Source organism: Azospirillum sp. B2RO_4, from assembly GCF_051124815.1.
Classification (GTDB): Bacteria; Pseudomonadota; Alphaproteobacteria; order Azospirillales; family Azospirillaceae; genus Azospirillum.
In genome coordinates this window covers 2780020-2802971 of record NZ_CP118485.1, presented here as the reverse complement: position 1 = coordinate 2802971, position 22952 = coordinate 2780020, and the positions used below count along the sequence as shown (strand labels likewise).

Below are 22952 nucleotides of genomic sequence, written 5' to 3'. Positions count from 1 at the left end.
CGTAAGGATGGGCGAGGGGATGTTCCAGCTTTATCAGTGAGTTAGCTGGAAGTGCCGACCAGATTTAGGGTGTATCCTTACCTGCGAATGCCGGCTTCGCGCCTTCTCCCGCATCGGGAAGGGAAGGGAGGGGGAGAGATGGCATCGCCTTCTCCCCCGCCGGCGGTGCGGCCTTCTTCTCTTCCTCCAGCACCAGACGCCAGAGTTCGGTCATGCCGGTGCGACCGCGCAGCGACCGGCCGCCCTGGCGGACCAGCGGGACGGCGTCCTTGCCCTTGGCGGCGGTGACGCCGCTGGTCAGCACGATGACCTCGGCCTCGCCCTGGAGGGCGGCCGACAGCTCCTCGATGCGGGCGGCGACGTTCACGGTGTCGCCGACGATGGTGTAGTTGATCCGGCTGTCGGAGCCGATGTTGCCCACCACCACCGGGCCGCTGTGCAGCCCGACGCGGACATGGATCGGCGCCCGGCCGGCGGCGACCCGGCGGCGGTTGTCGGCGCGGATGGCGTGGTGGATCGCCAGCGCGGCGCGCAGCGCACGGACGGCATGGTCCTCCTGCGCCTCCGGCGCGCCCCAGAAGGCCATCAGGGAATCGCCGATGAACTTGTCCACCGTGCCGCCCTCCGCCTCGATGCAGGCGGCGAGCAGGGTGAAATGCTCGTTCAGCAGGGCGGCGGTGTCGGCGGCGGCCATATGCTCGGCCATGCGCGAGAAGCCGCGGATGTCGGTGAACATCACCGTCACCTCGCGCTGTACGGAATCGAGCCCGCCCTCGGTCTCGCGCTGGCGCATCAGGCGCAGGACCAGCGCCTTCGGAACATAGGTTTCGAACCAGCGCAGGCCGGCGATCATGGCGTTGAAGGCGGCGGCGGCCCGCGCCATCTCGCGCAGGCGGGAATCCGGCAGGTCGGGGATGGCGCGGAATTCGAAGGCGCGGACGCGGTCGGCGGCCTCGGCCAGCCGCGCCACCTGCCGGCTGATCCGCCGCCCGACCAGCAGCGCCACCCCGACCGACACCAGCAGGATGGCGAAGCCGACGGCACCGGTGACGTAGAGCCGGCGGATCTCCACCCCCATCTCGCCGTCGCGATAGCCGATGCCGATGATCCAGTCCTGCTGGCCGTATCCCGCCATCTTGCGGGTCAGGAAGGTGTAGTCGCTGCCGAGAACGCGCACGCCGCGTGCCTCCACCCGCTTCTTCAGCGACTGGACCGGCACGCCGCCGGACCAGAGCGCCGCCAGAGCCGGGTCGTCGACCTGATCGATGCGCGGCAGCGGCGGGCCGTCGAGCTTGCCGGAGAAATCGAAGCTCCGACCGACCAGCGCCGGATGGGCCAGCACATGGCTGTGGTCGTACAGCACGAAGGCGTTCAGCCCCTGCTCCACATACAGGACCTGCAGGAAGCGCGACAGGTCTCCCAAGGAGACGCCGACCGCCACCTGCCCCAGATAGCGGCCGTCGCGCCGCACCGGCTGGTAGACGGTGACGAAGCTGTTCTGCGCCTCCTTCAGCCAGCGCGGCTCGGCCCAGCTGGCGGCGCTGCGGTTGGGACCGTCCAGAACCTCCGGCGGAATGTCGCTTTCGCCCTGCATGTCGAAGGGCTCGGCGATCAGCTCGCCGTTCAGTCGGCCAACGCGCACCCCGGTCAGGTCGGGGCGGATGAAGGCGAGGCCGGTGACGTCCGGCGCGCCGGCCAACGCGCCGCGCAGCGTGTCGATCATCGCCGTGCTGTCGCCGGTGCGCAGGTCGCCCCGCTCCACCAGCCCGGCGACGAAGCGCGCCATCTCCCGCGCCGGGTCGAGCTGGTGGCGCACCCGCACCTCCACCCCGGCCAGCGCCAGATCGGCCTTGTCGTTCAGCAGGGCGAAGGTGTTGGTGGTGGCGCTGACCAGACCCAGGACGAGCACGCTGGCGACCGCCGCCAGCATCAGGGAGCCGAACCCCGCCACCAGCACCGCGGCGATGGGCAGCCGCAGCCGCCGGCGCCCGGCGGGCTTCGGCTTCTGCGCCGGCTTCGCAGCCTTTGCCGGAACGGCCGGTGCGATCTGAGCGCGCGCTGACGGGGTGTCGGACATGCGCGGCAGCCTACCCGCCCGTCCGTCCGGCGGCAACCCGCCGGGCTGTATCCTTACGCGGATTTCATGCGGCCACGCTCACGCCGGGCAAGGCTCTATTCGCCGACAATCACCTTCACCCGCTGGCCGGGCTGCAGCGGCGTTCCCGGCGGCAGGTCGTTGATGATCCGGAACAATTCCTCGGCGTAAGGCTCCTGCGGCATGCGGCGGACGAAGCCGTCGATGCTGTCGCCCGGCCGCACCGCCGCCACCTGGACGCGACGTGGGCGGTAGCGGGCAGCCTCCTCGGCGGTCAGGCGATGGAAACTGTTGGCCGCCGCCTGGAAATCGGTATCGAAACGAGCCAGCGTTCCCACCGGCGCCAGGAAGGTGAAGCGGTACATCTTGCCGTCCGGCGCGCGGATCGCCACCAGCCGGATGTCGGCGCTGTCGCCGTTGGACTCGCCGCGGGTGGTGGCGGTCGCCGCCGGCATGCCGCCGATGGTGATGCGCTGGACATTGGACAGGTTGGCCCCCTTGCCCCAGACGCCGGTCAGGAAGGCGACCGGGTCGGAGACACCGGCGGCCGATCCGCCGTCGAAGGCCATGGCGGTGCCGTTCTTCCCCTTGGCGACCACCTGATCGGCGCCGTTCAGCAGCGAATAGCCCTGCGGCACGGTGAAGGCGATGCCGAGCTGCGGGTGGGCGAAGGTCCGGCCGCGGACATAGCCGTTCTCCGGGCTGTCGCCATAGATCATGCCGTCGACCGCCGCGAGGTAAGGATCGCGCGGCCGGGCGCCGCCCTGCGGCATCTTGCGGGCGAGGTCGGCGGCGATGCGCACGCGTTCCTCGGTCGCCGGATGGCTGGCGAGGAAGTCGAAGCCGCCCTCGCCCTTGTTGCCGGCGCGCAGGCCCTCATACTGGCTGTCGCGCCGCAGTGTCTCCAGGAAGGTCGCCATGGCGAAAGGGTCGTAGCCGGTGCGCTGCAGGGTCTCGACACCGAGACGGTCGGCCTCCAGCTCCTGCTCGCGGGAATAGCTGGCGACCACGGCGGTACCGCCCAGCCCGGCCAGCTGCGCCAGCGTGTCGTTGCCGAACACCAGCCCGACCCCGGCGGCAAGGATGCCGGCGATGGTCTGCCGGGTCTGGCGCTGCGCCGAATGGTGGGCGGTGACATGGCCGATCTCGTGCGCCAGCACGCCGGCCACCTCCGCCTCGTCCTCCGCCAGCGCCAGCAGGCCGCGGGTGACATAGACATAGCCGCCGGGCAGGGCGAAGGCGTTGGTCACGTCGCTGTCCAGCACGGTGAAGGTCCAGGGCTCGCGCGCCCGCTCGGTGGTCGCGGCGAGCTTGCGGCCGAGCCGGTCGATATAGCCTTGCAGCCTGGCATCCTTCACCGCCCCGCCGAACTGGGCCAGGATTTTGGGATGCTCCTGCGCGCCGAGCGCCGCCTCGTCGCCGCCCGACAGGACGTTGTCGAGCAGCCCGGCCTGGGAAGTCGGAGCCAGGACGGGAGTGGCGGCAAGCCAGATCGCGGCCAGCGCCATGCGGAACGGCTTGCGGAAGGGGACGTGGGTCGGCATACCGGTCAGAACCCCGCCCGGCGGCGGATGTTCCGCAAGGACGGCATTCCCGATGCGATATGTCACGCTTCCGCTTGTGAGCTTGGCCTTGCCGCTTCTGGGCTGGCTGCTGCTGCTGGCCGGTGCCGCCGCGGCTGAGCCGCTGCGGGTCACCGCCGTGCTGGACGGCGATACGCTGGAACTGGAGGACGGCCGACAGGTCCGGCTGGCCGGCATCGAGGCAGCCAAGCCGCCGCGAAGCGCCAATCCCGCCGACGGCCGCGTCTGGCCGCTGGCGGAGGCCGCGACCCGGGCGCTGAGCGATCTGGCGCTGAACCGCCGCATCCTGCTGCATGGGCCGGCGCCGGTCGACCGCCATGGCCGGCTGCTCGCCCAACTGGTGCGGGAGGATGGGCTGTGGCTGCAGTCGGCGCTGCTGGTGCGCGGGACGGCGCGGGTCCACACCCGGCCCGACGCCCGCGCCTACGCCGCCGAGCTGCTGGCGGGCGAGACTACCGCGCGCGATGCCGGGCGTGGGCTGTGGCGCAGCCGGGTCTATGCCGTGCGCGATGCCGCCGACGCCGACGAACTCGCCCGCGACCGCGACAGCTTCCAGCTGGTGGAGGGGGTGGTGCTGGCGGTCTCCAAGGGCGGCGGCGAGACCTGGCTGGATTTCGGCGCCGACTGGCGCAGCGATGTCACCGTCCATATCGGCCGCGCCGCGATGCGCGAGGTCACCCGCGCCGGCATCGACCCGCTGTCCTATGAGGGCCGCCGCGTGCGCGTGCGCGGCTGGATCACACTGCGCAACGGCCCGATGATCGAGATCACCCATCCCGAACAGATCGAGCGGCTGGAGCGGGAACCGGCCTCCGCCCAGCGAAGCGCCAAGCCGGACGATGAAGACCCGTGGGATGAGGACGAAGCGGAGGACGACCCGGAATGATGAAGACGTCGATTGCGCGTAGGGGCGGGCGCCTGCTCGCCGCCTTCTTGTTTCTTCTTCTTGCCGCCTTGCCGCTGCATGGGGCGCTGGCCGGCGGGCCGACATTGACGATCGCCATTGCCGGGGCCGGGGCGGGGGCCGAGCGGGTGTTCGACCGCGACGCCCTGCTGGCCCGGCCCGATGTGGTGACCGTCGACGTACCCGCCGACATCGCCTATGGCCGGCCGATGCGCTACCGCGCTGTGCCGCTCGCCAGCCTGCTGGGCATCGATGACTTCCCGCCCGGTACCATGCTGGAAGGGGTGGCGTCGGACGGCTTCACCGCGCAGCTGCCGCCGGAGCTGTGCCTGCGCACGGGTCCCGACGGAGCCGTCGCCTTCCTGGCGGTGGAACCGGCCGACCGGCCCTGGCCCAACCTCCCGGGCAAGGAAGTGTCCGCCGGACCCTTCTATCTGGTGTGGGTGCGGCCGGAGGCGTCGGGGGTGCGCAGCGAACAATGGCCCTACCAGCTGGCCCGCATCGTCGCTTCGGACGATCCGCTGCGGCGCTGGCCGCAGCTGGCGGTCGAGCCGGGACTGGCCGCCGATTCGCCGATCCGCGCCGGTCAGGCGGTGTTCATCACCCAATGCATGGCCTGCCACACCCTGAACGGCGCCGGCAGCGCCACGATGGGGCCAGACCTGAACCGGCCGATGAACCCGACCGAATACCTCACCCCCGCCGGGCTGAAGCGGCTGGTCCGCGATCCCCGCTCCGTCCGGACATGGCCGGGCCAGCAGATGCCGGGCTTCGATCCGGCGATGCTGAGCGATGCCGATCTGGACCGCGTCGTCGCCTATCTCGGCCACATGGCAGGACGCAAGGCACCTTGAGCGGGGGCGCTACAGGATGGCGTTGAAGTCGTCCAGCAGCGTGGCGATGCGGCCACTGTCGCTCTGATCCATGATGACGCGGGCGCGCTTGCCCGCCTCCATCAGGTCGAGCGAGCGGATGCGCTTCTTCACCGCCGGCACCGACAGCGGCGCCATCGACAGCTCGCGCACGCCCAACCCCAGCAGCAGCGCGCAATAGCGCGGGTCGCCGGCGATCTCGCCGCAGACCGACACCGGGATGCGGGCGCGCAGTGCCGCCTCCACCGTGAACTGGATCAGCCGCAACACCGCCGGATGCAGCGGGTCGTAGAGGGTGGCGACCTGTTCGTCGGCACGGTCGATGGCCAGCGTGTATTGGGTCAGGTCGTTGGTGCCGATGGAGAAGAAGTCGGCGGCATAGGCCAGCGCGTCGGCCGCCAGCGCAGCGCCCGGCACCTCCACCATCACGCCCACCGGCGGCAGCGGGTCGGCGATGGCGACGCCGCGGCGGCGCAGGCGGCGGGCGACCTGCCCCATCATCTCCCGCACCTTCTGCACCTCGGTGACCGAGGCGATCATCGGCAGCAGGATGCGCAGCGGCCCATGGGCGCCGGCCCGCAGCATGGCGGCGAGCTGGGTCTCCAGCAGCTTCGGTTCGCGCAGGCCCAGCCGGATGGCGCGCAGGCCCAGCGCCGGGTTGGCCGGCTCGCCATAGCGCCCGGCCATCCAGCCGGCCAGCTTCTCGCCGCCCAGATCCATGGTGCGGGCGGTGACGGTGCGGCCGCCCATCCCCTCGATCATGGTGCGCAGCACGGTGTACTGCTCATCCTCGTCGGGCAGATGGTCGCGGTTCATGAACATGAACTCGGTCCGCAGCAGGCCGATGCCCTGGGCGCCATGTTCCAGCGCCTGGTCCAGGTCGCGGGGCAGCTCCAGGTTCGCCATCAGCGTCACGGCGGTGCCGTCGCGGGTGACGGCGGGCAGCTTGCGCAAGCTCTTCAATCCCTGGCGCTCGCGTTCGCGGGCGGCCCGGCGTTCGCCGTAGTCGTCCAGCACATCGGCCGGCGGGTCGATCAGCACGCGGCCCTGTATTCCGTCGACGATCACCGTCACGCCGTTGCGCACGCCGGCGAGCAGGCCGGGCGCGCCCAACACCGCCGGCAGGCCGAGCGAGCGGGCGAGGATCGCCGTGTGCCCCTCCGCGCCGCCCAGCACGGTGGCGAAGCCGCCGACGACGGCGGGGTCGAGCAGGGCGGTGTCGGCGGGAGTCAGCTCCTCCGCCAGGATGATGCTGCCGGGAGCGAGGGTGCTGAAGGCCCGGTATTCCTGCTTCATCAGGTTGCGGGTCAGCCGCCGCCCGACCTCGCGGATGTCGTCGATGCGGCCGGCCAGATAGGCGTCGTCCATGCCGGCGAAGGTCGCGGCGATGGCGGCGATCTCCGCCTGGATGGCGGCCTCGGCGTTGACGCGGTCCTGCTTGATGCGATGTTCCACCCCGCGGGTCAGGCGCGAGTTGGTGACCATCGACAGGTGGGCGTCCAGCAGGAAGCCGATCTCCTCCGACGCCGAGTCGGGCAGGACCAACGCCTTGCTCTTCAGCTTCTTGATCTGGCGGCGCGCCTTGGTCGCCGCCTCGTTGAAGCGGGCGACCTCCGCCTCGACGGCGTCGGGTTCGATGATGTATTCGGGGATGGCGACGGCGCCGCTTTCCACCACATGGGCCGGGCCGATGGCGATGCCGGGCGACACGCCGAGGCCGCGCAGGGCCCGCCCGAAACCGCTGGCCGATCCGCTCAGCTGGTCGAGGGGCGGTGTTCCGCCCGAACCGCCGCGGTCGGGGCCGGCCACCGGGCCGCCGGTGGGGATGGCGGCCGGGACGGCGGGGGGCAGGTCACTCTTCATCGAACTTGCGGTTGATCAGATCCAGGAGGGCATCCATCGCCGCGTCGGCCTGGGCGCCGCTGGCGCGCAGTTCCACACTGGTCCCCGGACCGGCGGCCAGCATCATCAGCCCCATGATCGATTCGCCGGACACCACGGAATCGCCGCGGCGCACCGAGATCTCGGCGTTGAAGGTGGCGACCAGCTTGACGAACTTGGCCGAGGCGCGCGCGTGCAGGCCGCGCTGGTTGGTGATGGTGGCGGTGCGGCGGATCTCGCCGTCGGTCGGCGCCATGTCGTCGGGGTGGCTCATCGCGGGCGGTTCAGTCCGACAGGAGGGTGGAGGCGACGTTGATGTATTTCTGCCCGGCGTCGCGGGCGGCGATCACCGACTTGTCGAGCGGCTCGGTCTTGCGCACGCTGGCCAGCTTGATCAGCATCGGCAGGTTGACGCCGGCGATCACCTCGACCTTCGCCTTGTCCATGATGGAGATGGCGAGGTTGGAGGGCGTGCCGCCGAACATGTCGGTCAGCACCACGACACCCGACCCGTCATCGACCTCCGCCACCGAATTCAGGATGTCCTGGCGGCGCTGTTCCATGTCGTCGTCCGGCCCGATGCACACGGCGCGCACCTGCTGCTGTTCGCCCACGACGTGGAACAGCGCGGCGATGAACTCCTCGGCCAGCCGCCCGTGGGTGACAAGAACCATACCGATCATGGGACATCCTTCAAGGTTGGGTCCTCCCCGGAGACCTGCGCGAGGGCCGGTGCCGCAAGGCGCCTGCGCTCATCGCATCTGGATCGTTGGTTGGACGTATGGTCGTCAAGGCGCAATTTGCATCATCCCTGGTGAGGGGCCTGCTGGGGGGCCGGGTAAGGGGCCTGACTGCCGCCCAGGGCGCCAGCCCCGGTGCGCAGGCCCTGCCGGTCCAGTTCGCGATGGCTCAGGTTGACCCGCAGCCCCTGCTCCTTCAGCCAGGCCGCCAGCCGTTCGGCGATGAAGACGGAACGGTGCTTGCCGCCGGTGCAGCCGATGGCGATGGTCAGGTAGCTCTTGCCTTCCTGGTTGTAGCGCGGCAGCAGCGGGCGCAGCAGTTCGGTCAGGTTCCGGAAGAAGGCCGGGTAGTCGGCGTCACCCTCCACCCGCGCGGCGACGGCCGGATGCAGGCCGGTCAGCGGCCGAAGCTCCGGATCGTAATGCGGGTTGGTCAGGAACCGCACGTCGAAGACCAGATCGGCTTCGCGCGGAAGTCCCTGGCGGAACGAGAAGGAGGTCACGAACACCTGCAAGGCTGCCTGGGCGTCACGCCGGAAATGTCCGGACAGGATGCGCCGCAAATCGTGAATGGACAGTTGCGTGGTGTCGATGGTGACGTCGGCCTCCTCCTTCAGCGGGAACAGCAGGGCCCGTTCGCGCTGGATGCCGTCGGGCACCGTGCGGTCCTCCGCCAGCGGATGGCGGCGGCGGGTCTCGGTGAAGCGGCGCTGCAGCACCTCGTCGCCGCAATCCAGGAAGACGAGACTGACGTCGAGATCGCCGTCGCCCCGCAACTCCTCCAGCTCGTCCAGGAAGTTCTGCGCGGAAAAGTCGCGGGTTCGGCTGTCGATCACCAGGGCCAGCGGCCGGCGTTTCGGGTCGGCCTGCCGGATCAGGGCGGGGACCAGCGACAGGCGCAGATTGTCCACCGCCTCGTAGCCCAGATCCTCCAGCGCCTTCAGCGCCACCGACATGCCGGCGCCCGACAGGCCGGTGACCAGCACGACGCGCCCGCGGGAGGCAGCGGTGGTGGCGGAGTCGCCCAGCCCTTCGGAAGACGGCACGTCGGAAGATGTCATGATGTGACCGGGCTCGGCTGGGCGGACAGGCTGGCGGGCACCCGGTCCAGCCGGCCGCCGCGCAGGCTGGCGGCGGCAAGGCGGATCTTGGCGGGGGTCGAGGCGTCGAAGGCGCAGAGCCCGAGGCGGGGCAGGGCGACGCCCAGCAGCGTCTCGGTCTCCGCCTCCGGCAGGCGCTCCACCTCCGGACGGGAAACCAGATCGACGACGAGACCGACGGGAGCGGACGGAGCCGAGGGAACGGGCAGGATGCCGACGCCCCGCACCTCCAGCAGCCCGGCCAGCGTGGGCGGGGAAGAGGCGGTCAGGCGGCCGGGCTCGCTCTGCAGCGCCACCCGGTCATCCGCGACCAGCAGGGCGCCGCCATCGATCAGTCGCAAGGCCAAATCCGATTTTCCCCGTCCGGACTCTCCACGCAGCAGCACGCCGATTCCGGAGAGCAAGACGCAGGTGCCGTGAATCGTCACCATAGTCTGGCGAAGGTGAGACGTGGCGCCGATTCTGTCAATGGAAACGGAACGGTGGCTCCTGATGTCAGGCGGGGAAACCTGTCCGGGCTCCCCCATCCGCTTCCGACCGTTCTTTCGGTCTGATTGCTCGTGCGGTGAGATTCCTCAGGCGCCAGCGGCGCCGCGGGGGGTGCGGCGGATCGCCTCCAGTTCCAGGGCCAGCGCGTCGCGGCGCCGGATCATCTCGTCCAGATCCTCCAGCTCCGCCGCCTCCTGGCAGGCGTCGCGGAAGTCCTTCTCCCGCTTCAGCCGCACCAGCAGGACCTTGTAGTTGTCGGCGATGCTGGCGAGGTGGCGTTGCGCGCCATGAAGCGCCTCCGCCAGCTGCGTCCGCTCATGTGCGGAGTCCCGCATCAGCTTCGCCAGTTCCCCCTGCTGCCGGCCGGCATCGCGGATCAGGCGGGCCAGACGGTAACGGCGCAGATCGACGACCTCCGCCGAAGCGGCGTCGATGCCGGCGGGACGGCGGCCGGGATTGAGCGGGAACTGCACGGGAGAGTCGGGTGGAGCGGACTCAGGCATGGCAACCCCACATCCTTGTTCCGGGCTGTGGCCACCCTCTTCCAGGCGTGTCGATCTGACGGGAACAACCGAACCGGCATGGTCCGGGCGCCTCGGCAGCCGACAGGAGAGAACGACCTGAGCCATGATCGGTGCTTGCAGGCGGCTTGTCTAGCCGAGAGTGCAAAGGATGTATGAATTTCCGCAGAGCTTCTTACAGCAGAGGCAGGGTCACGACGAAGTCGGCACCATTGATGCTCCCGTCCGATATCTTCCTATTTTGCGCAAATACTGAACCGTTGTGCGCGCCGACTATTTGTTTCACGATCGATAGTCCGAGACCGGAGTGGGTGCCGAACTTTTCGCCCGCCGGCCTCTCGGTATAGAAGCGGTCGAAGATCGCCTCCTCCTTCCCCTCCGGGATGCCCGGTCCCTGGTCCGACACCACCACCGTGACGCTGCGGCCGTTGCGACGGGCGGTCAGCCGCACCAGACCGCCGGGCGGCGAGAAGGACAGGGCGTTGTCGATCAGGTTCTGGAACAGCTGGGTCAGCCGCCCCTCCAGTCCCGGCACCACCAGACGCTCGCCCGCCGGCACGTCGACGACGACGCGTGGCGGTGCAGGCCCGGCCTCTCCCGTCCCGCCGGCCGCCACCGGTTCATCGACGGTTTCGGCCACGGTTTCGGCCACGGTTTCGGCGACCGTCTGGCGCAGTTCGGCCAGCATGGTCAGCAGCAGGCCGATGTCCACCGGTTCCGGTTCCGCCCGCGACAGTTCGGCATCCAGACGGGAGGCGTTGGAGATGTCGCTGATCAGGCGGTCCAGCCGCTGCACGTCGTCGGCGATGATCGCCATCAGCCGGTCGCGGTGGCGCGGATCGCTGACGCGGCCGGCGGTCTCCACCGCGCTGCGCAACGAGGTCAGCGGATTCTTGATCTCGTGGGCGACGTCGGCGGCAAAGCGTTCGATGGCGTCCATCCGCGTCCACAACGCGTCGGTCATCTCGCGCAGCACGCCGGACAGCTCGCCGATCTCGTCGCCGCGCCGGGTCAGGTCGGGAATCTCGGCATGGCGCCCGTGACTGGTGCGCAGCCGGTCGGCGGCCTGGGCCAGCCGGCGGATCGGCCGGGCGATGGTGCCGGCCAGATAGAAGGACAGCGCGACCGTCACCAGCAGCGCCACCGCGAACACCCGCAGGATGTCGAAGCGGACGGAGCGGATGGCGCGGTCGATCTCGCCGCCGCCGCGGGTCAGCAGCACCGCGCCCAGCACCTCGCGGTAGCGCTGGACCGGCACCGCCACCGTCAGCAGCAGTTCGGGATCGCCGCCGGCGCCGTCGACGCGCCAGACCGTGGCCGCCGCCTCGCCGCCCAGCGCCCGCTCCACATCCGGATTGGGCTCGCCCGGCTGCTCTCGGTAGACCGGCAGCCCCTCGCGGCTCGGCACCACGTCGATCAGGCGGGTGTAGAGGTCGTTGATCGCACGCGACAGCGGGTCGCCGGCCGGCGGGGAGGGCAGCTCGCGGATTTCGATGCGGCCCTGCGATCCCACCAGCACCCGGCTGTCCGACAGCATGCGCCCGTCGATGTCGTACAGGCGGGTGCGCGTCGCCGTCGCCTCCGCCAGGCGGCGGATCATCGGCCGGGCCAGTTCGGGCGCCAGTTCGAACCGCTCGCCCCCCTCGTCGCCGGTGGGGGAGGGGGCGGTCAGGATGCGGTTCACCGCCCCTTCGCCGAGCGCCGAGGCGAAGATGCGCGCCTCCGTCTCCAGCGCCTCGGTCTCCGCCTGGATCAGCCGGTCCTGATAGCGGCCGAGATAGAGCAGGCCGGCCATCAGCAGGACCAGCGCCAGCACGTTCACCGCAAGGATGCGCAGGGTCAGCGGCGACACGCGCCGTCTGGTCCCGCCGCGGCCCAAGGTGGACACCGCGCTATTCCTTGTACCGGTAGCCGACGCCATAGAGCGTTTCGATCTGGGAGAAGTCGGGGTCGACCGCCTTGAACTTCTTGCGCAGCCGCTTGATGTGGCTGTCGATGGTGCGGTCGTCGACATAGACATGCTCGCCATAGGCCGCGTCCATCAGCTGGTCGCGGTTCTTCACATGGCCCGGCCGCTGGGCCAGCGCGCGCACCAGCAGGAATTCGGTCACGGTCAGGTCGATCGGCTGGCCCTTCCAGCTGCAGGCATGGCGGGCGCCGTCCAGCAGCAGCGGGCCGCGGGTGATCAGCTGGCCGGGATCGGCCTCCACCGTCTCGCCGCGCAACGCCTCGCGCCGCAGCAGCGCGCGGATGCGCTCGATCAACAGGCGCTGCGAGAAGGGCTTCTTGATGTAGTCGTCGGCCCCCATGCGCAGGCCCATCAGCTCGTCCAGCTCGTCGTCCTTGCTGGTCAGGAAGATGACCGGCATCTGGCTGGTCTGGCGCAGGCGTTGCAGCAACTCCATGCCGTCCATCCGCGGCATCTTGATGTCGAGCACGGCGAGGTCGGGCGGGCGCTGGCTCAATCCGCGCAGCGCCTCGGCGCCGTCGGTGTAGGTGCGCACGTCGAAACCTTCGGCCTCCAGGGCGATGGAGATCGAAGCCAGGATGTTGCGGTCGTCATCCACCAGGGCGACGGTGTGGGCCATGGTCGTAACAGATCCTATTGAAACGGGTCAGGTCAGGGCGGGGCGGTCGAAGTGCCGGTTCACAGAAATGTTAGCGGAAACATCAGGCATAGGCGGAGTGGTCATTCCAATACTTTATGCCAGAGTCCAGGTACCAGAGGCAGTTTTCCCTTTTCCCGCAGCATTTGTATGGTCCAATATGGCGGCAATGCGGCGCCGAACAACGGTGCCGCGCGGGAGAACGCACTCGTTTCGGAATGAGTTTTTCGAACGCCCTTCCCGCGTCCTCTCCGGCCGGCGCCATGCCGGACGGCAAGGAGGGCGCGACGCCGCCGGGCACCGGCCGGAGCGGCCCGGATTCCGCCATGCAGGTTCCGGCAACCATGGCTCCGTCCTTGCGCGCCCGGCGCCTGATGCGCGCCTGCGACCGCGCGGCGCTGGCGACCGCCCAGCGGCCTGCCGATGACGGCACCGGAACCGGCGCCGCCGGCTGGCCCTACCCATCGCTGGTCCTGGTGGCGTTCGACCATGACGGCAGTCCGCTGCTTCTGCTCTCCACGCTGGCCGACCACACCCGCAACCTGCTGGCCGACGGCCGGGTCGGGCTGCTGTTCGACGGCACCGCCGGGCTGGCGCAGCCGCTGACCGGCGCCCGCCTGTCGGTGCTGGGCCGGGCCGAGCGGTCGGACGATCCGATCCACCGGGCGCGCTATCTGCGCCGCCATCCCGACGCCACCTTCTATGCCGGCTTCGCCGACTTCGCGATCTACCGCGTGGCGGTGGAGCGCGCCCATCTGGTCGCCGGCTTCGGCCGCATCCACTGGCTGTCCGCCGCGGAGCTGGACCTGCCTGCCGCAGCCCCCGCCCTGGCGGCGGGCGAGGCGGCGCTGCTCGACCGCTTGAACGGCGAGGGGTACGGCCCCCGGCTTGGTCCAGCCACGGACGGCGATGGAGAAAGCTGGAGCCTGACCGGGATCGACCCGGAGGGATGCGACCTGCGACGCGGGGGGTACGTCGCCCGCGTCGATTTTGAGCAGAGAATCCACGACCCCGAATCGGCTAAACTGACGCTGGACACGCTGATCCGGCCGCAGGACGGGTCCGGACAACCCGGAGGATCGACATCCGGGACCGAAAAGGCTGGAACCGCAACAGCCGGCGACGAGGGTGCCTGACGGACCCCGGCGTCGGAAATAACAACAAGAAGATAAAAGAAGAATAAGAAGAACGGTCAGCAAAAAGAAAACAACGAGAGAGACGAGAAGCCAACCGTCAGCCTGAACGACCAGCCGAGAGGTCGCTTCGACACCACCGGGCGCCGCACCAAAAACAAGAACGCGGCGCGCGGGCACGCGCAACCAGGAGAACACTTCAGTGGACCATAACGGATCGACCCGTTTCCCGTCCGGGCCATTGGCCCCCAGACCTGTCGCCTCAGGACCGCCTTTTGCACCGTATCGTCGCCGCACCCCGCCGGTGCAGCGCATCGCGGCGGGTTTCCGGCCCGGCCGCCTCTTCGGACCGGCGCCCCGCTGATGCGGCGGATGCCTTCCATCTGACGACACGACAACGGACGAAAGAATGGCCGGACCGGCCGCGGGACCCCCGGCGAGGGGCATGCACGCGCGCAAGGGGACCGGCCCAGCCTTCGAGAGGGACGATATGACTGGACATACGCGGACGCGGAACAAGAAGCTCCTGGCCTGGGTCGAGGAGATCGCGCTGAAATGCAAGCCGGAGCGCGTTCACTGGTGCGACGGGTCGCAGGAGGAATATGACCGTCTCTGCAACGAGATGGTGGAATCCGGCACCTTCATCCGCCTGAACGAGGCCAAGCGCCAGAACTCCTTCCTCTGCCGCTCCGATCCGGGCGACGTCGCCCGTGTCGAGGACAGCACCTACATCTGTTCCAAGACGCGCGAGGAAGCCGGTCCGACCAACAACTGGATGGACCCGGAGGAGATGAAGGCCAAGCTGGACGGCCTGTTCGAGGGCTGCATGCGCGGCCGCACCATGTATGTGGTGCCGTTCAGCATGGGGCCGCTGGGCTCCGACATCGCGCACATCGGCGTGCAGATCTCCGACAGCCCCTATGTCGCGGTCAACATGCGGCTGATGACCCGCATGGGCCAGAAGGTTCTCGACATCCTGGGCGACGGCGATTTCGTCCCCTGCCTGCATTCCATCGGCGCCCCGCTGGAGCCCGGCCAGCAGGACGTCGCCTGGCCCTGCAACGCCGACAACAAGTACATCGTCCATTTCCCGGAAGAGCACCGCATCGTCTCCTACGGCTCCGGCTATGGCGGCAACGCGCTGCTCGGCAAGAAGTGCTTCGCGCTGCGCATCGCGTCGTCGATGGGCCGCGAGCAGGGCTGGCTGGCCGAGCACATGCTGATCCTGGGCGTGGAAAGCCCGACCGGCGAGAAGACCTATGTCGGCGCCGCCTTCCCGTCGGCCTGCGGCAAGACCAACTTCGCCATGCTGGTCCCGCCGAAGGAGTTCGAGGGCTGGAAGGTTCGCACCATCGGTGACGACATCGCGTGGATCAAGCCGCAGCCCGACGGCACGCTGCGCGCCATCAACCCGGAGGCCGGCTTCTTCGGCGTCGCCCCCGGCACCAGCGTGAAGTCGAACCCGAACGCGCTGAAGACGCTGGACCACAACGTCATCTTCACCAACGTCGCCCTGACCGACGACGGCGACGTGTGGTGGGAAGGCCTGACCGACGAGGCGCCGGCCCACCTGATCGACTGGCAGGGCAAGGACTGGACCCCGGGTTGCGGCCGTCCGGCCGCCCATCCGAACAGCCGCTTCACCGCGCCGGCGGCGCAGTGCCCGTCGATCGACCCGGCCTGGGAGGATCCGGCCGGCGTTCCGATCAGCGCCTTCATCTTCGGCGGCCGCCTGTCGAAGACCTTCCCGCTGGTGTTCGAGGCCTACAACTGGCGCGAAGGCGTCTATTGGGCCGCGACCATGGGCTCGGAGGCCACCGCCGCCGCCGTCGGCCAAGCCGCCATCCGCCGCGACCCGTTCGCCATGCTGCCCTTCTGCGGCTACAACATGGCCGATTACTGGAACCACTGGCTGTCGATGGAAGGCAAGGTCGAAAGCCTGCCGCGCATCTACCGCGTCAACTGGTTCCGCAAGGACGAGAACGGCAAGTTCGTCTGGCCGGGCTTCGGCGACAACATGCGCGTGCTGAAGTGGATCGTCGACCGCGTCCGCGGCCGTGCCACCGACGTGGCGGAATCGCCCTTCGGCTATTCCCCGCGCTACCAGGATCTGAACTGGTCCGGCCTGAACTTCCCGGCCGACAAGTTCGCCAAGATCATGGACATCGACCGCAAGGAGGCCGAGGCCGAGGCGAAGGACCAGGAGGAACTGTTCAACCGCTTCGGCGACCGCCTGCCGGAAGAGATCGAACAGCAGCGCGTCAACGTCCTGAAGCGGCTGGAGAACAGCCCGGACGTCTGGCGCATCGGCTGACCGGCGCACGCCATCGGCAAAAAGCCTGTCAGCAGGTAAGGATAGGGGCTGCCGCAAGGCGGCCCCTTTTCCATTGTGGCGGCCGAGATGAACGGGAATTCATCCGAAACCAGCCGGTTGGCGGCGGGTTCCCGCGGCAGGAAGGCCAAGGTTCAGCCTTTGCAAGGCGATGCCATCCTTACCTGCCGCTTTTGTCTGTCGGTGATTTAACCGGCGTGTCAAAAAGATCGGGCATAAAGTCGCCCGCGCCGGTTCGCGCATGCCAGGGAGGGCGACGTCATGTCCGATCATCAGTTTCCGCCGCAGGATGGTGACGATTCCGCGGAACCGACCTTCCCGTCCACCGATCCGGAGGATGCCGGCGGCCCGCTGTCGTCCAAGCGCCAGCCCTGCGCCATCAGCGGCAAGCGCCGGCCGAAGCGCGACCTGATCGCGCTGGACGCGCTGCGCCCCAGCCTGGCCGACCGCATCCGCCACGACCACCCGCATCTGGAACCTGACGCGCAGATCAGCCGGCAGGAGCTGGCGCGCTACCGCTCGCTCTATGTCGCGGAACTGCTGAAGGAGGAGCATGGCGAACTCAGCGAACTGGACCGCGAGGTCGCCGAAAGCCTCGCCCGGCACGAGACGCTGGCCGAGAACCCGGAGGAGGAATACGACGACCACCGCACGCTGGGCGAACGGCTGTCGGACGGCCTTGCCAGCTTCGGCGGCAGCTGGGCTTTCCTGATCTCCTTCGCCGTCGTCCTGTTCGTTTGGATGCTCATCAACATCCTGGAAGGGGACACGCGGGCCTTCGACCCCTATCCCTTCATCCTGCTGAATCTGGTGCTGTCCTGTCTGGCCGCCATCCAGGCGCCGGTCATCATGATGAGCCAGAAACGGCAGGAGGCGAAGGACCGGCTGCGTTCCGAAAACGACTACCGCGTCAACCTGAAGGCCGAGCTGGAAATCCGGCACCTGCACGAGAAGATGGACTATCTGATCCAGCGCCAATGGCAGCGGCTGACCGAAATCCAGCAGCTGCAGCTGGAAATCATGCAGGAAAAGCGGCTGCGCAAGTAAGCGGAAGGCCGGCGGCCGGGCGGCGCCTCAGCGCTTGCGGCGGCCGTCCAGTTCCAGCATGCCCCGCAGCGCGGCAATGGTCTTGCTGAGCGGCGTCGGTTCGCCGCCGGGTTTGACCTCCAGCTTGGCGTCAGGATTGGCGGGCTTTGCCGTCTCCGGCTGACCGTCCGGCAGCTTGGCGCCGGGCTGCGTCCCCGTCTCCGGCGCGGCCGGTCCGCTGCGGGCCGGCGGACGCGGCTTGGCGGCGCGGGGCTTCGGCTGGGAAGCGGGTGGCGGCGACTCCGGCTGTATCTCGTCCTCGATCATCCCGCGCAGGGCCTTCATCGCCTCCTCGATCTCGCGCTCCTGGGCGGAGCGGCGGCCGGCGGGTGACGGCTCCGGTTCCTGTTCCGCGGCCTCCGGCGCCGGATCGGACTCGCCCCAGCCGGCGGGCACCGACCAGTCATCCCCGCCCCGGTACGGCGCCGGATCATCCGGCTCCTCGCGCGCATCCTCGCGGCGGTCGGGCTTGTCCACCGTCCTGCCGGCGTTGCGCGGGCTCTTGGCCGGCGGCGGCGCAGCCTCCTCCTCTTCCTCCGCAGGCTCGTTCGCCGCGTCCTCGATCATGGAGCGCAGGGCGGCGAGGGTCCGGTCGAAGCCTTCCTCATCCTCGGGCGGCGGGGGCGGGCGCAGGGCCCGGCGTTCGGCGCGATGCTGGTCGAAGTCGAGCGGCTCGGCAGGCGGCGGCGCGGGCTTGGCCGGGCGGGGGGCGGATGCCGGGACGGGCTTCTCCGGATCGCGGATGGCGAAGGACAGGATCTCGTCCTCCGACGGTTCCTCGCCGTCCAGATCGTCGCCGTCCGGATCGTCGTCTTCCGGATCATCCTCCCGGCCGCTGTCCCCGGACTCCAGGTGCCAGGGATCGGCCCCCGCATCCGCGCCGTCGTCCTCGAAATCCCGGCGCACCAGGACCTTGTGCGAGAAGACCGGCGGCTCGTCCTCGTCCTGGCGGGCCACGTCCTGGGGGGCCTCGTCCTGGTCACCGCCATGCAAGTCCGGCCCGTCGCCGGCGGAACCGGCAAAGGACGGGGGGGCGGCAAAGCTTGCAGCGCGGCCGGCTTGGGGCTCGGGCGCAGGGTCGTCCTCATCGTCGTCGGAGCCGTAGGCCTGCGCCAGCAGCCGGCGCATCGCCATCAGCGTCTCGTCGCCATCGTCGTCGGGATCGACATCCCCGGACTCGGCGCCGTCCGGCTCAGCGGTATCGCCAACCTCGTCGCGGGCCGGCTCCGGCCCCTCGTCGTTGGCGGCAGTCCTGACATCGCTTGGCGCCGGCTCGTCATCCCAATCGTTGGACCAATCATCCGCCGGCGACGGACGGCCAAGGCGCGCCGCCATGTCGGCGAGCGAAACGGGTTCCCACAATGGAGCGGCGCCATCCTCCGCCGGACCGTCGGCCACAAGGTCGGACAGCGGCAGTTCCGACACCGGCTTGCCGCGAAAAGGCGCCGGAGGAGGGGGAGGAGAGGGGGAAGGAGGGGCGGGCGGCTCCTCCGCATCGGCCGTCCTGTCCCGGCCGCCGTCACCACCGCGCAGCGAGGCGAGCAGCCCGTTCAGCGCTGCCAGCGGCGCATCGAAGGACGGCTCGTCATTCCCGACGGGGGAATTGGCGGCCGGGGGTTCGGGCAGGATCGGCCGGCTTTCGATGTCGCGGGAGTCGCAGCGCGAGCAGCGGTAATGCGGCGCGATCGACAGCACCGGGTAATTGGGGCCGAAGCGCCGTTCCAGCATGGCACGGGGCAGCACACCGCCATGTCCGCAGGCGCGGCAGCGCAGTTGCACGTCGGCGTCGATGTCGCGGAGGAACAGCATACGGGCCATGCCGCGCAGTATAGCGGCGGCCCCGCGGCTTTCCCATTCGTTTCAGTGCCGCCCCGGCCCCATCGGCTGGGGTCAGACCGCGCGTGTGACGGTCAGGCCCTGTTCGGACAGGCTGTCGAAGATGTCCTTGAACTTCCGCAGATAGCGCGTGCGGTAGGCGTCGAAATCGGCGGCGATGGCCGCTTCGGCATTCTGGGACTTCTGGAACTCGGACACGCGGTGGGCATTCTCGGCGCGGTACAGGGCGAAAGCGCCCTTCGTCACCAGATCGTTGCCGACCGGGTCTGCAGTCTTCGATTTGTCGCTGTTCATCAATCCATGTCCAGATGGAGTGGACATCCGGCCGCCGGCTTTGGACGGGCGGGGCCGGATGATCGGAGCCGTTCATCGGCGGAGGCTGCGATACGACCATGAAGCCGTATCAATGCGTTGCAGCCACCAATGAAAGCCTACGCCCGCTTTCCCACACCCGCAATGTTGCAACGCACCATCACGCCACCACCCCGCGCAGGGCGGCCATGCGGTCACGGTCGACGCGGATGCGGTCCAGATGCTGGGCGATCACTGCGGTGATGGGCAGGGGAAGTTCTTTCGCCATCGCTTCTTCGTAACGGCGCAGGCATTCGCTTTCTCCGCGTTCGACCTCCTGGATGATGGTGGCGCGGTCATGGCCGAGCACGGCGGATTTCAATTCCAGGAAGAAGCGGTGGGCACCGCCCAGCATGGTGCCGCCCATGTCGGGCGCCCCGCCCTGTTCGGCGACCAGCCGTTGTGTCTCGCGCACGATGGCGCCGCGCTGGGCGGCGAGATCGTTGAACAGAGCCTTCAGATCCTCGTCCTCGGCGGATTCCGCGGCTTGCCGGTAGCCCTCGTGGCTGTCCTCGACGATGCGGATCAGGTCATTGAGCGTATCGACGATCTCGTCTTTTTCCATGGCGGCAGGCCCTCCCATGCGTCCCCTACGCTGCCACAACCCGGCCGCGGGGCTGAATGTTCCCACCTTCCAGCGGAAGCACTCCGGTAGAGACGGGTGCGATGCCGGGTGCCGCCCCCTTACGCCGACGCCTCGGAAAGGCCGTGCGCGGCGGGCGATCGGCGGCGGATCAGCCCGGCCCGCCACAGGCTGACGCAATGACCGGAAAGCCCCATCGCGTCCGACACCAACCCGAAGACCGACCCCGCCAGCAGGTTGTGCCCCGCCCCGACCACGGTCGCCATGATGAAGAACACCCGCATCCGTCCGACTGCCGTCTGCCAGCGGCCGAGCGTCGCCAGCAGGAAGCCGGTGGCCGACAGTGCCGACATCGGTCCCTGCCAGCTCAGCGCGGCCACGGCCAGAGCCGCCGGAACCGTCAGCCCATAGAGCAGCCCGAGCATCCGGGAGGGCTGCCGTTGGACGCTCAGCGCCATCTGGATCAGCCCCAACCCGCACATCAGCATGCCTGTCCGGGCGCCCATCAGCAAAAAATGGAGCAGAAACAGCGAGGCGGCCGCGGCCTGCGCCAGCAGAATCGCCCGCCGGCCGCCCAGAAGCGTCGACAGCGTGGCGGCCGACAACCCGGCAATGCCGGTCATTGCAACCGGAGAGATCGTCGCGGGGAAAGCCGAGAGGGTCGGAAGATAATCGAGCAGAAATACCGTCATGGAGCGCCTTCGCATGAAGAACATGCCGCAGTGCAGCGAAGGCGGCGGACGCTAGTTCCGGATGGTTAAGCAGATATGAATATCAATGTGACCGGAAACAGACCAAAAGATGGTCGCCGCTATGTCCCGGACAGTTTCCAAATTCAATCATGTTGATCGTATGGATAACTCCCGTTATTATTGTGTGTCCTCTGCACCGCAGCGCTCCCATGGAAAGGGTTGTGAAAGGTTTGTCAGGCGGCAGCCCGGCGATTTCGGAGGGGATCCTGCCCATCCTTGCCGTTGGCTTTGACGCCGTACAGCGGCATTCTCGCACCGTCACGACAGCATCGTTATCGACGAAGTCTTTATCGGCGCTGGCGGACCGGGATCGGGGGATCATCCGATGATTGGCCGGTAATTGGCGCAATCCGGACGAATTGGGGGAACCATCATGGCGCTGTACGGCCGCCATCCTGCCTCGCTTGGCTGGGAACCAAAGCCGAAATCGGGCAAGACCGGCGACGCGCGCGGCCATGCCGGCCGCGCCAGCCGCAGCGGGCATCTATGCTGTGGCTGCGGCCGGCCGATCCGCGCCGGAGACCCGCATTGGGCCGGACATGGCCATCAGAACCCCTGGCACTATAACTGTGCAGAGCGTGCCGGCCTCACATGGTCATGGTCGGGCCGCCCGGCCGCACCGCCGCTTCCGACCGCGGAGATGGACTGACCGTGCCGGCGTTGGCTCCGGCCTGCGCCTCTTCGCGCCCGCGCCGGTAGGCGTCGCGCTCAGCCTCCAAAATGGCGTCGGCCAGACGCCGCTCGAATTCGCGTTCCACGAGGGCGGAGAACAGGTCGATGCGGAAGCGGGCCTGCAGGGACCGGCTCAGCCGGCGGGCTCTTTCGATCGGCGGCATCGGCGTTCTCCTTTCGGCTGAGGGACAATGCCGCCCAGCTTCAGCGATTACGGGTGATCCCGGCAACCGCGCCATCGGCGAACCGCCAACGCAAAGGAGAGCGCCCATCCGCACCCATCGGTGCGAACCGCTCGTCGGCGAAAACCGGATTTCAAAGAGCTTTTGAATGGAAGCGGCTCAAGGCCGGCTGCCATGCAGTCTGCATGGCGTCTGGAGCGGGTGAAGGGAATCGAACCCTCGTCGTAAGCTTGGGAAGCTTCTGCTCTACCATTGAGCTACACCCGCGCGCCCGCTGTTTATAGGCGACTGCCGCGGCGGATACAAGAGCGGAATCAAGCACTCCCGGGAGCGGGATCGGCGACCGGCGGCGCAGGCGTGGCAACACCGGCGGCGGCACCGGCGGCGGCTGGGACGACGGCGTGCTTTGCCGGGGCCGGCCCGTCGGGGCGGCCGGAGATGGCGCGGGCGACGCCGTCGGCGATCACGCGCTGGCAATGCTCGGCCAGGGCCTTGCGGCTGCTGAACCCGTCGATGGTTACCGGCGGATGGAACTCCACCTCCACCGTCATGCCGCCCAGCCGGAAGGCCTGCCACAGATGCGGCGCCAGATCCATGTCGCCGTACCAGGCATAGAAGGGACGGAAGGCGAAGCCCATCGGGATGCCGTCCAGCCGGGTGGCGGCGATGCTGACCGGCTGGACGGTCAGCGGACGGCCGTCGATGCGGCGGGCGGCAACGGCGAAAAGCGCGGTCTTGAAGGGAAGGGTGCGGTTGCCGTCACTGGAGGTGCCCTCCGGGAACAGGATCAGGCTGTCGCCGGCATCCAGGCGGCTGCCGATGTCGTCACGCTGCTTGTCGACCGTGCTGCGCGCCTTGCGCTCGACGAACACCGTGCGCTGAAGCCGGGCGAGCAGGCCGAAGAAGGGCCAGCTCCCGACCTCCGACTTGGCGACGAAGGAGCCGGGGATCTGCGAACCCAGCACCGTGATGTCGAGGTAGGAGGAGTGGTTGGACACGAACAGCACCGGCCCGTCGGCGGCACGCTGGCCGCGCACCACCACGTCCAGCCCCATCAGCCGGGTGCAGACCCGGTGGTAGAAGGCCGGCAGGGTACGGCACAGCCGCCAGCCGCGCGCCACCGCCAGTGCCTGCAGCGGGATCAGCAGAAGCGTCCACAGCAGGTAAAGCGTCAGGCGCAGGGCGCCGCGGCCGGACGACCCCAGGGCGCGGGCGGTGCGGGTCATGGATCGCC

The 22952-nt window shown here is 69.1% G+C and carries 21 protein-coding genes and 1 tRNA gene; 5 read left to right on the top strand and 17 right to left on the bottom strand.

Annotated features, from left to right (window positions below; genetic code table 11):
• Positions 1-64 precede the first annotated feature (64 nt).
• The gene (locus tag PWS46_RS13500) at positions 65-2077 is read right to left on the bottom strand and encodes an adenylate/guanylate cyclase domain-containing protein (RefSeq protein ID WP_434616104.1); all 2013 of its coding nucleotides are present in this window, start codon (positions 2075-2077) and stop codon (positions 65-67) included.
• 95 nt (positions 2078-2172) lie between these two features.
• On the bottom strand, positions 2173-3639 hold the full coding sequence (locus PWS46_RS13495) for a M48 family metalloprotease (RefSeq protein ID WP_434616101.1): 1467 nt from the start codon (positions 3637-3639) through the stop codon (positions 2173-2175).
• Between the two features lie 88 nt (positions 3640-3727).
• On the opposite strand from PWS46_RS13495, the gene PWS46_RS13490 reads away from it, so the two are divergent.
• Both PWS46_RS13490 and PWS46_RS13485 read left to right on the top strand, forming a co-directional pair.
• Positions 3728-4564 carry a thermonuclease family protein gene (locus PWS46_RS13490; protein WP_434616098.1) on the top strand — a complete coding sequence of 279 codons (837 nt, stop codon included), beginning with the start codon at positions 3728-3730 and terminating at the stop codon, positions 4562-4564.
• Positions 4561-5436 carry a c-type cytochrome gene (locus tag PWS46_RS13485; protein ID WP_434616095.1) on the top strand — a complete coding sequence of 292 codons (876 nt, stop codon included), beginning with the start codon at positions 4561-4563 and terminating at the stop codon, positions 5434-5436. The genes PWS46_RS13490 and PWS46_RS13485 overlap by 4 nt, the downstream gene beginning before the upstream one ends.
• Before the next feature lie 9 nt (positions 5437-5445).
• Here the strand turns inward: PWS46_RS13485 and ptsP are convergent, their stop codons facing one another.
• From ptsP to PWS46_RS13445, 8 genes are all read right to left on the bottom strand, one after another.
• The gene (gene ptsP / locus PWS46_RS13480; protein ID WP_434616093.1) at positions 5446-7317 is read right to left on the bottom strand and encodes a phosphoenolpyruvate--protein phosphotransferase; all 1872 of its coding nucleotides are present in this window, start codon (positions 7315-7317) and stop codon (positions 5446-5448) included.
• Entirely contained in the window at positions 7307-7609 is a 303-nt protein-coding gene (locus PWS46_RS13475) for an HPr family phosphocarrier protein (protein ID WP_085087032.1), read from the bottom strand. The genes ptsP and PWS46_RS13475 overlap by 11 nt, the downstream gene beginning before the upstream one ends.
• A gap of 10 nt (positions 7610-7619) precedes the next feature.
• Positions 7620-8018 carry a PTS sugar transporter subunit IIA gene (locus PWS46_RS13470; RefSeq protein ID WP_042690507.1) on the bottom strand — a complete coding sequence of 133 codons (399 nt, stop codon included), beginning with the start codon at positions 8016-8018 and terminating at the stop codon, positions 7620-7622.
• 122 nt (positions 8019-8140) lie between these two features.
• Complete coding sequence (gene rapZ / locus PWS46_RS13465; RefSeq protein WP_434616088.1) at positions 8141-9136, bottom strand: RNase adapter RapZ; 996 nt, start codon at positions 9134-9136, stop codon at positions 8141-8143.
• Positions 9133-9606, bottom strand: coding sequence for an HPr kinase/phosphorylase (locus tag PWS46_RS13460; RefSeq protein WP_434616085.1), 474 nt, complete (start codon positions 9604-9606; stop codon positions 9133-9135). The genes rapZ and PWS46_RS13460 overlap by 4 nt, the downstream gene beginning before the upstream one ends.
• A gap of 144 nt (positions 9607-9750) precedes the next feature.
• Entirely contained in the window at positions 9751-10167 is a 417-nt protein-coding gene (locus PWS46_RS13455; protein WP_434616082.1) for a hypothetical protein, read from the bottom strand.
• Positions 10168-10360: 193 nt separating this feature from the next.
• A complete protein-coding gene (locus PWS46_RS13450) occupies positions 10361-12073 on the bottom strand; it encodes a stimulus-sensing domain-containing protein (RefSeq protein WP_434616079.1) in 1713 nt (570 codons plus the stop codon).
• A 4-nt stretch (positions 12074-12077) separates the two neighbouring features.
• Positions 12078-12773, bottom strand: a complete 696-nt coding sequence (locus PWS46_RS13445; protein ID WP_109152051.1) for a response regulator transcription factor — start codon at positions 12771-12773, stop codon at positions 12078-12080.
• A 236-nt stretch (positions 12774-13009) separates the two neighbouring features.
• Here PWS46_RS13445 and PWS46_RS13440 point away from each other — a divergent pair, with 236 nt between their 5' ends.
• The 3 genes from PWS46_RS13440 (at position 13010) to PWS46_RS13430 (ending at position 17303) form a co-directional block, all read left to right on the top strand.
• Positions 13010-13927: a HugZ family protein gene (locus PWS46_RS13440; RefSeq protein WP_434616075.1), complete on the top strand. Its 918-nt coding sequence runs from the start codon at positions 13010-13012 to the stop codon at positions 13925-13927.
• A gap of 487 nt (positions 13928-14414) precedes the next feature.
• Complete coding sequence (locus tag PWS46_RS13435) at positions 14415-16238, top strand: phosphoenolpyruvate carboxykinase (GTP) (RefSeq protein WP_434616072.1); 1824 nt, start codon at positions 14415-14417, stop codon at positions 16236-16238.
• 279 nt (positions 16239-16517) lie between these two features.
• Positions 16518-17303 (top strand): DUF1003 domain-containing protein, encoded by a 786-nt coding sequence (locus PWS46_RS13430; protein WP_434616069.1) that lies wholly within the window; start codon positions 16518-16520, stop codon positions 17301-17303.
• A gap of 27 nt (positions 17304-17330) precedes the next feature.
• Here PWS46_RS13430 and PWS46_RS13425 read toward each other — a convergent pair whose 3' ends face one another.
• From PWS46_RS13425 to PWS46_RS13395, 7 genes are all read right to left on the bottom strand, one after another.
• A complete protein-coding gene (locus PWS46_RS13425) occupies positions 17331-19151 on the bottom strand; it encodes a hypothetical protein (protein ID WP_434616066.1) in 1821 nt (606 codons plus the stop codon).
• Positions 19152-19232: 81 nt separating this feature from the next.
• Positions 19233-19472, bottom strand: a complete 240-nt coding sequence (locus PWS46_RS13420) for a hypothetical protein (protein WP_434616063.1) — start codon at positions 19470-19472, stop codon at positions 19233-19235.
• Positions 19473-19650: 178 nt separating this feature from the next.
• The gene (locus tag PWS46_RS13415; protein WP_434616060.1) at positions 19651-20094 is read right to left on the bottom strand and encodes a ferritin-like domain-containing protein; all 444 of its coding nucleotides are present in this window, start codon (positions 20092-20094) and stop codon (positions 19651-19653) included.
• A gap of 119 nt (positions 20095-20213) precedes the next feature.
• Complete coding sequence (locus PWS46_RS13410; RefSeq protein WP_434616057.1) at positions 20214-20804, bottom strand: YgjV family protein; 591 nt, start codon at positions 20802-20804, stop codon at positions 20214-20216.
• Between the two features lie 647 nt (positions 20805-21451).
• The gene (locus PWS46_RS13405) at positions 21452-21700 is read right to left on the bottom strand and encodes a hypothetical protein (protein ID WP_434616054.1); all 249 of its coding nucleotides are present in this window, start codon (positions 21698-21700) and stop codon (positions 21452-21454) included.
• A gap of 211 nt (positions 21701-21911) precedes the next feature.
• Positions 21912-21985, bottom strand: a tRNA-Gly gene (locus PWS46_RS13400).
• A gap of 47 nt (positions 21986-22032) precedes the next feature.
• Complete coding sequence (locus tag PWS46_RS13395) at positions 22033-22944, bottom strand: lysophospholipid acyltransferase family protein (protein ID WP_434616051.1); 912 nt, start codon at positions 22942-22944, stop codon at positions 22033-22035.
• Positions 22945-22952 lie beyond the last annotated feature (8 nt).

Excerpts from the sequence above, each read along its gene's own strand:
- PWS46_RS13460 (WP_434616085.1), bottom strand. The coding sequence starts at position 9,606 with ATGGTGACGATTCACGGCACCTGCGTCTTGCTCTCCGGAATCGGCGTG.
- ptsP (WP_434616093.1), bottom strand. The coding sequence starts at position 7,317 with ATGAAGAGTGACCTGCCCCCCGCCGTCCCGGCCGCCATCCCCACCGGC.
- PWS46_RS13485 (WP_434616095.1), top strand. The coding sequence starts at position 4,561 with ATGATGAAGACGTCGATTGCGCGTAGGGGCGGGCGCCTGCTCGCCGCC.
- PWS46_RS13420 (WP_434616063.1), bottom strand. The coding sequence starts at position 19,472 with ATGAACAGCGACAAATCGAAGACTGCAGACCCGGTCGGCAACGATCTG.
- PWS46_RS13405 (WP_434616054.1), bottom strand. The coding sequence starts at position 21,700 with ATGCCGCCGATCGAAAGAGCCCGCCGGCTGAGCCGGTCCCTGCAGGCC.
- PWS46_RS13425 (WP_434616066.1), bottom strand. The coding sequence starts at position 19,151 with ATGCTGTTCCTCCGCGACATCGACGCCGACGTGCAACTGCGCTGCCGC.
- PWS46_RS13455 (WP_434616082.1), bottom strand. The coding sequence starts at position 10,167 with ATGCCTGAGTCCGCTCCACCCGACTCTCCCGTGCAGTTCCCGCTCAAT.
- PWS46_RS13500 (WP_434616104.1), bottom strand. The coding sequence starts at position 2,077 with ATGTCCGACACCCCGTCAGCGCGCGCTCAGATCGCACCGGCCGTTCCG.
- PWS46_RS13475 (WP_085087032.1), bottom strand. The coding sequence starts at position 7,609 with ATGAGCCACCCCGACGACATGGCGCCGACCGACGGCGAGATCCGCCGC.
- PWS46_RS13470 (WP_042690507.1), bottom strand. The coding sequence starts at position 8,018 with ATGATCGGTATGGTTCTTGTCACCCACGGGCGGCTGGCCGAGGAGTTC.
- PWS46_RS13395 (WP_434616051.1), bottom strand. The coding sequence starts at position 22,944 with ATGACCCGCACCGCCCGCGCCCTGGGGTCGTCCGGCCGCGGCGCCCTG.
- PWS46_RS13430 (WP_434616069.1), top strand. The coding sequence starts at position 16,518 with ATGTCCGATCATCAGTTTCCGCCGCAGGATGGTGACGATTCCGCGGAA.
- PWS46_RS13435 (WP_434616072.1), top strand. The coding sequence starts at position 14,415 with ATGACTGGACATACGCGGACGCGGAACAAGAAGCTCCTGGCCTGGGTC.
- PWS46_RS13440 (WP_434616075.1), top strand. The coding sequence starts at position 13,010 with ATGAGTTTTTCGAACGCCCTTCCCGCGTCCTCTCCGGCCGGCGCCATG.
- rapZ (WP_434616088.1), bottom strand. The coding sequence starts at position 9,136 with ATGACATCTTCCGACGTGCCGTCTTCCGAAGGGCTGGGCGACTCCGCC.
- PWS46_RS13495 (WP_434616101.1), bottom strand. The coding sequence starts at position 3,639 with ATGCCGACCCACGTCCCCTTCCGCAAGCCGTTCCGCATGGCGCTGGCC.
- PWS46_RS13410 (WP_434616057.1), bottom strand. The coding sequence starts at position 20,804 with ATGACGGTATTTCTGCTCGATTATCTTCCGACCCTCTCGGCTTTCCCC.
- PWS46_RS13445 (WP_109152051.1), bottom strand. The coding sequence starts at position 12,773 with ATGGCCCACACCGTCGCCCTGGTGGATGACGACCGCAACATCCTGGCT.
- PWS46_RS13415 (WP_434616060.1), bottom strand. The coding sequence starts at position 20,094 with ATGGAAAAAGACGAGATCGTCGATACGCTCAATGACCTGATCCGCATC.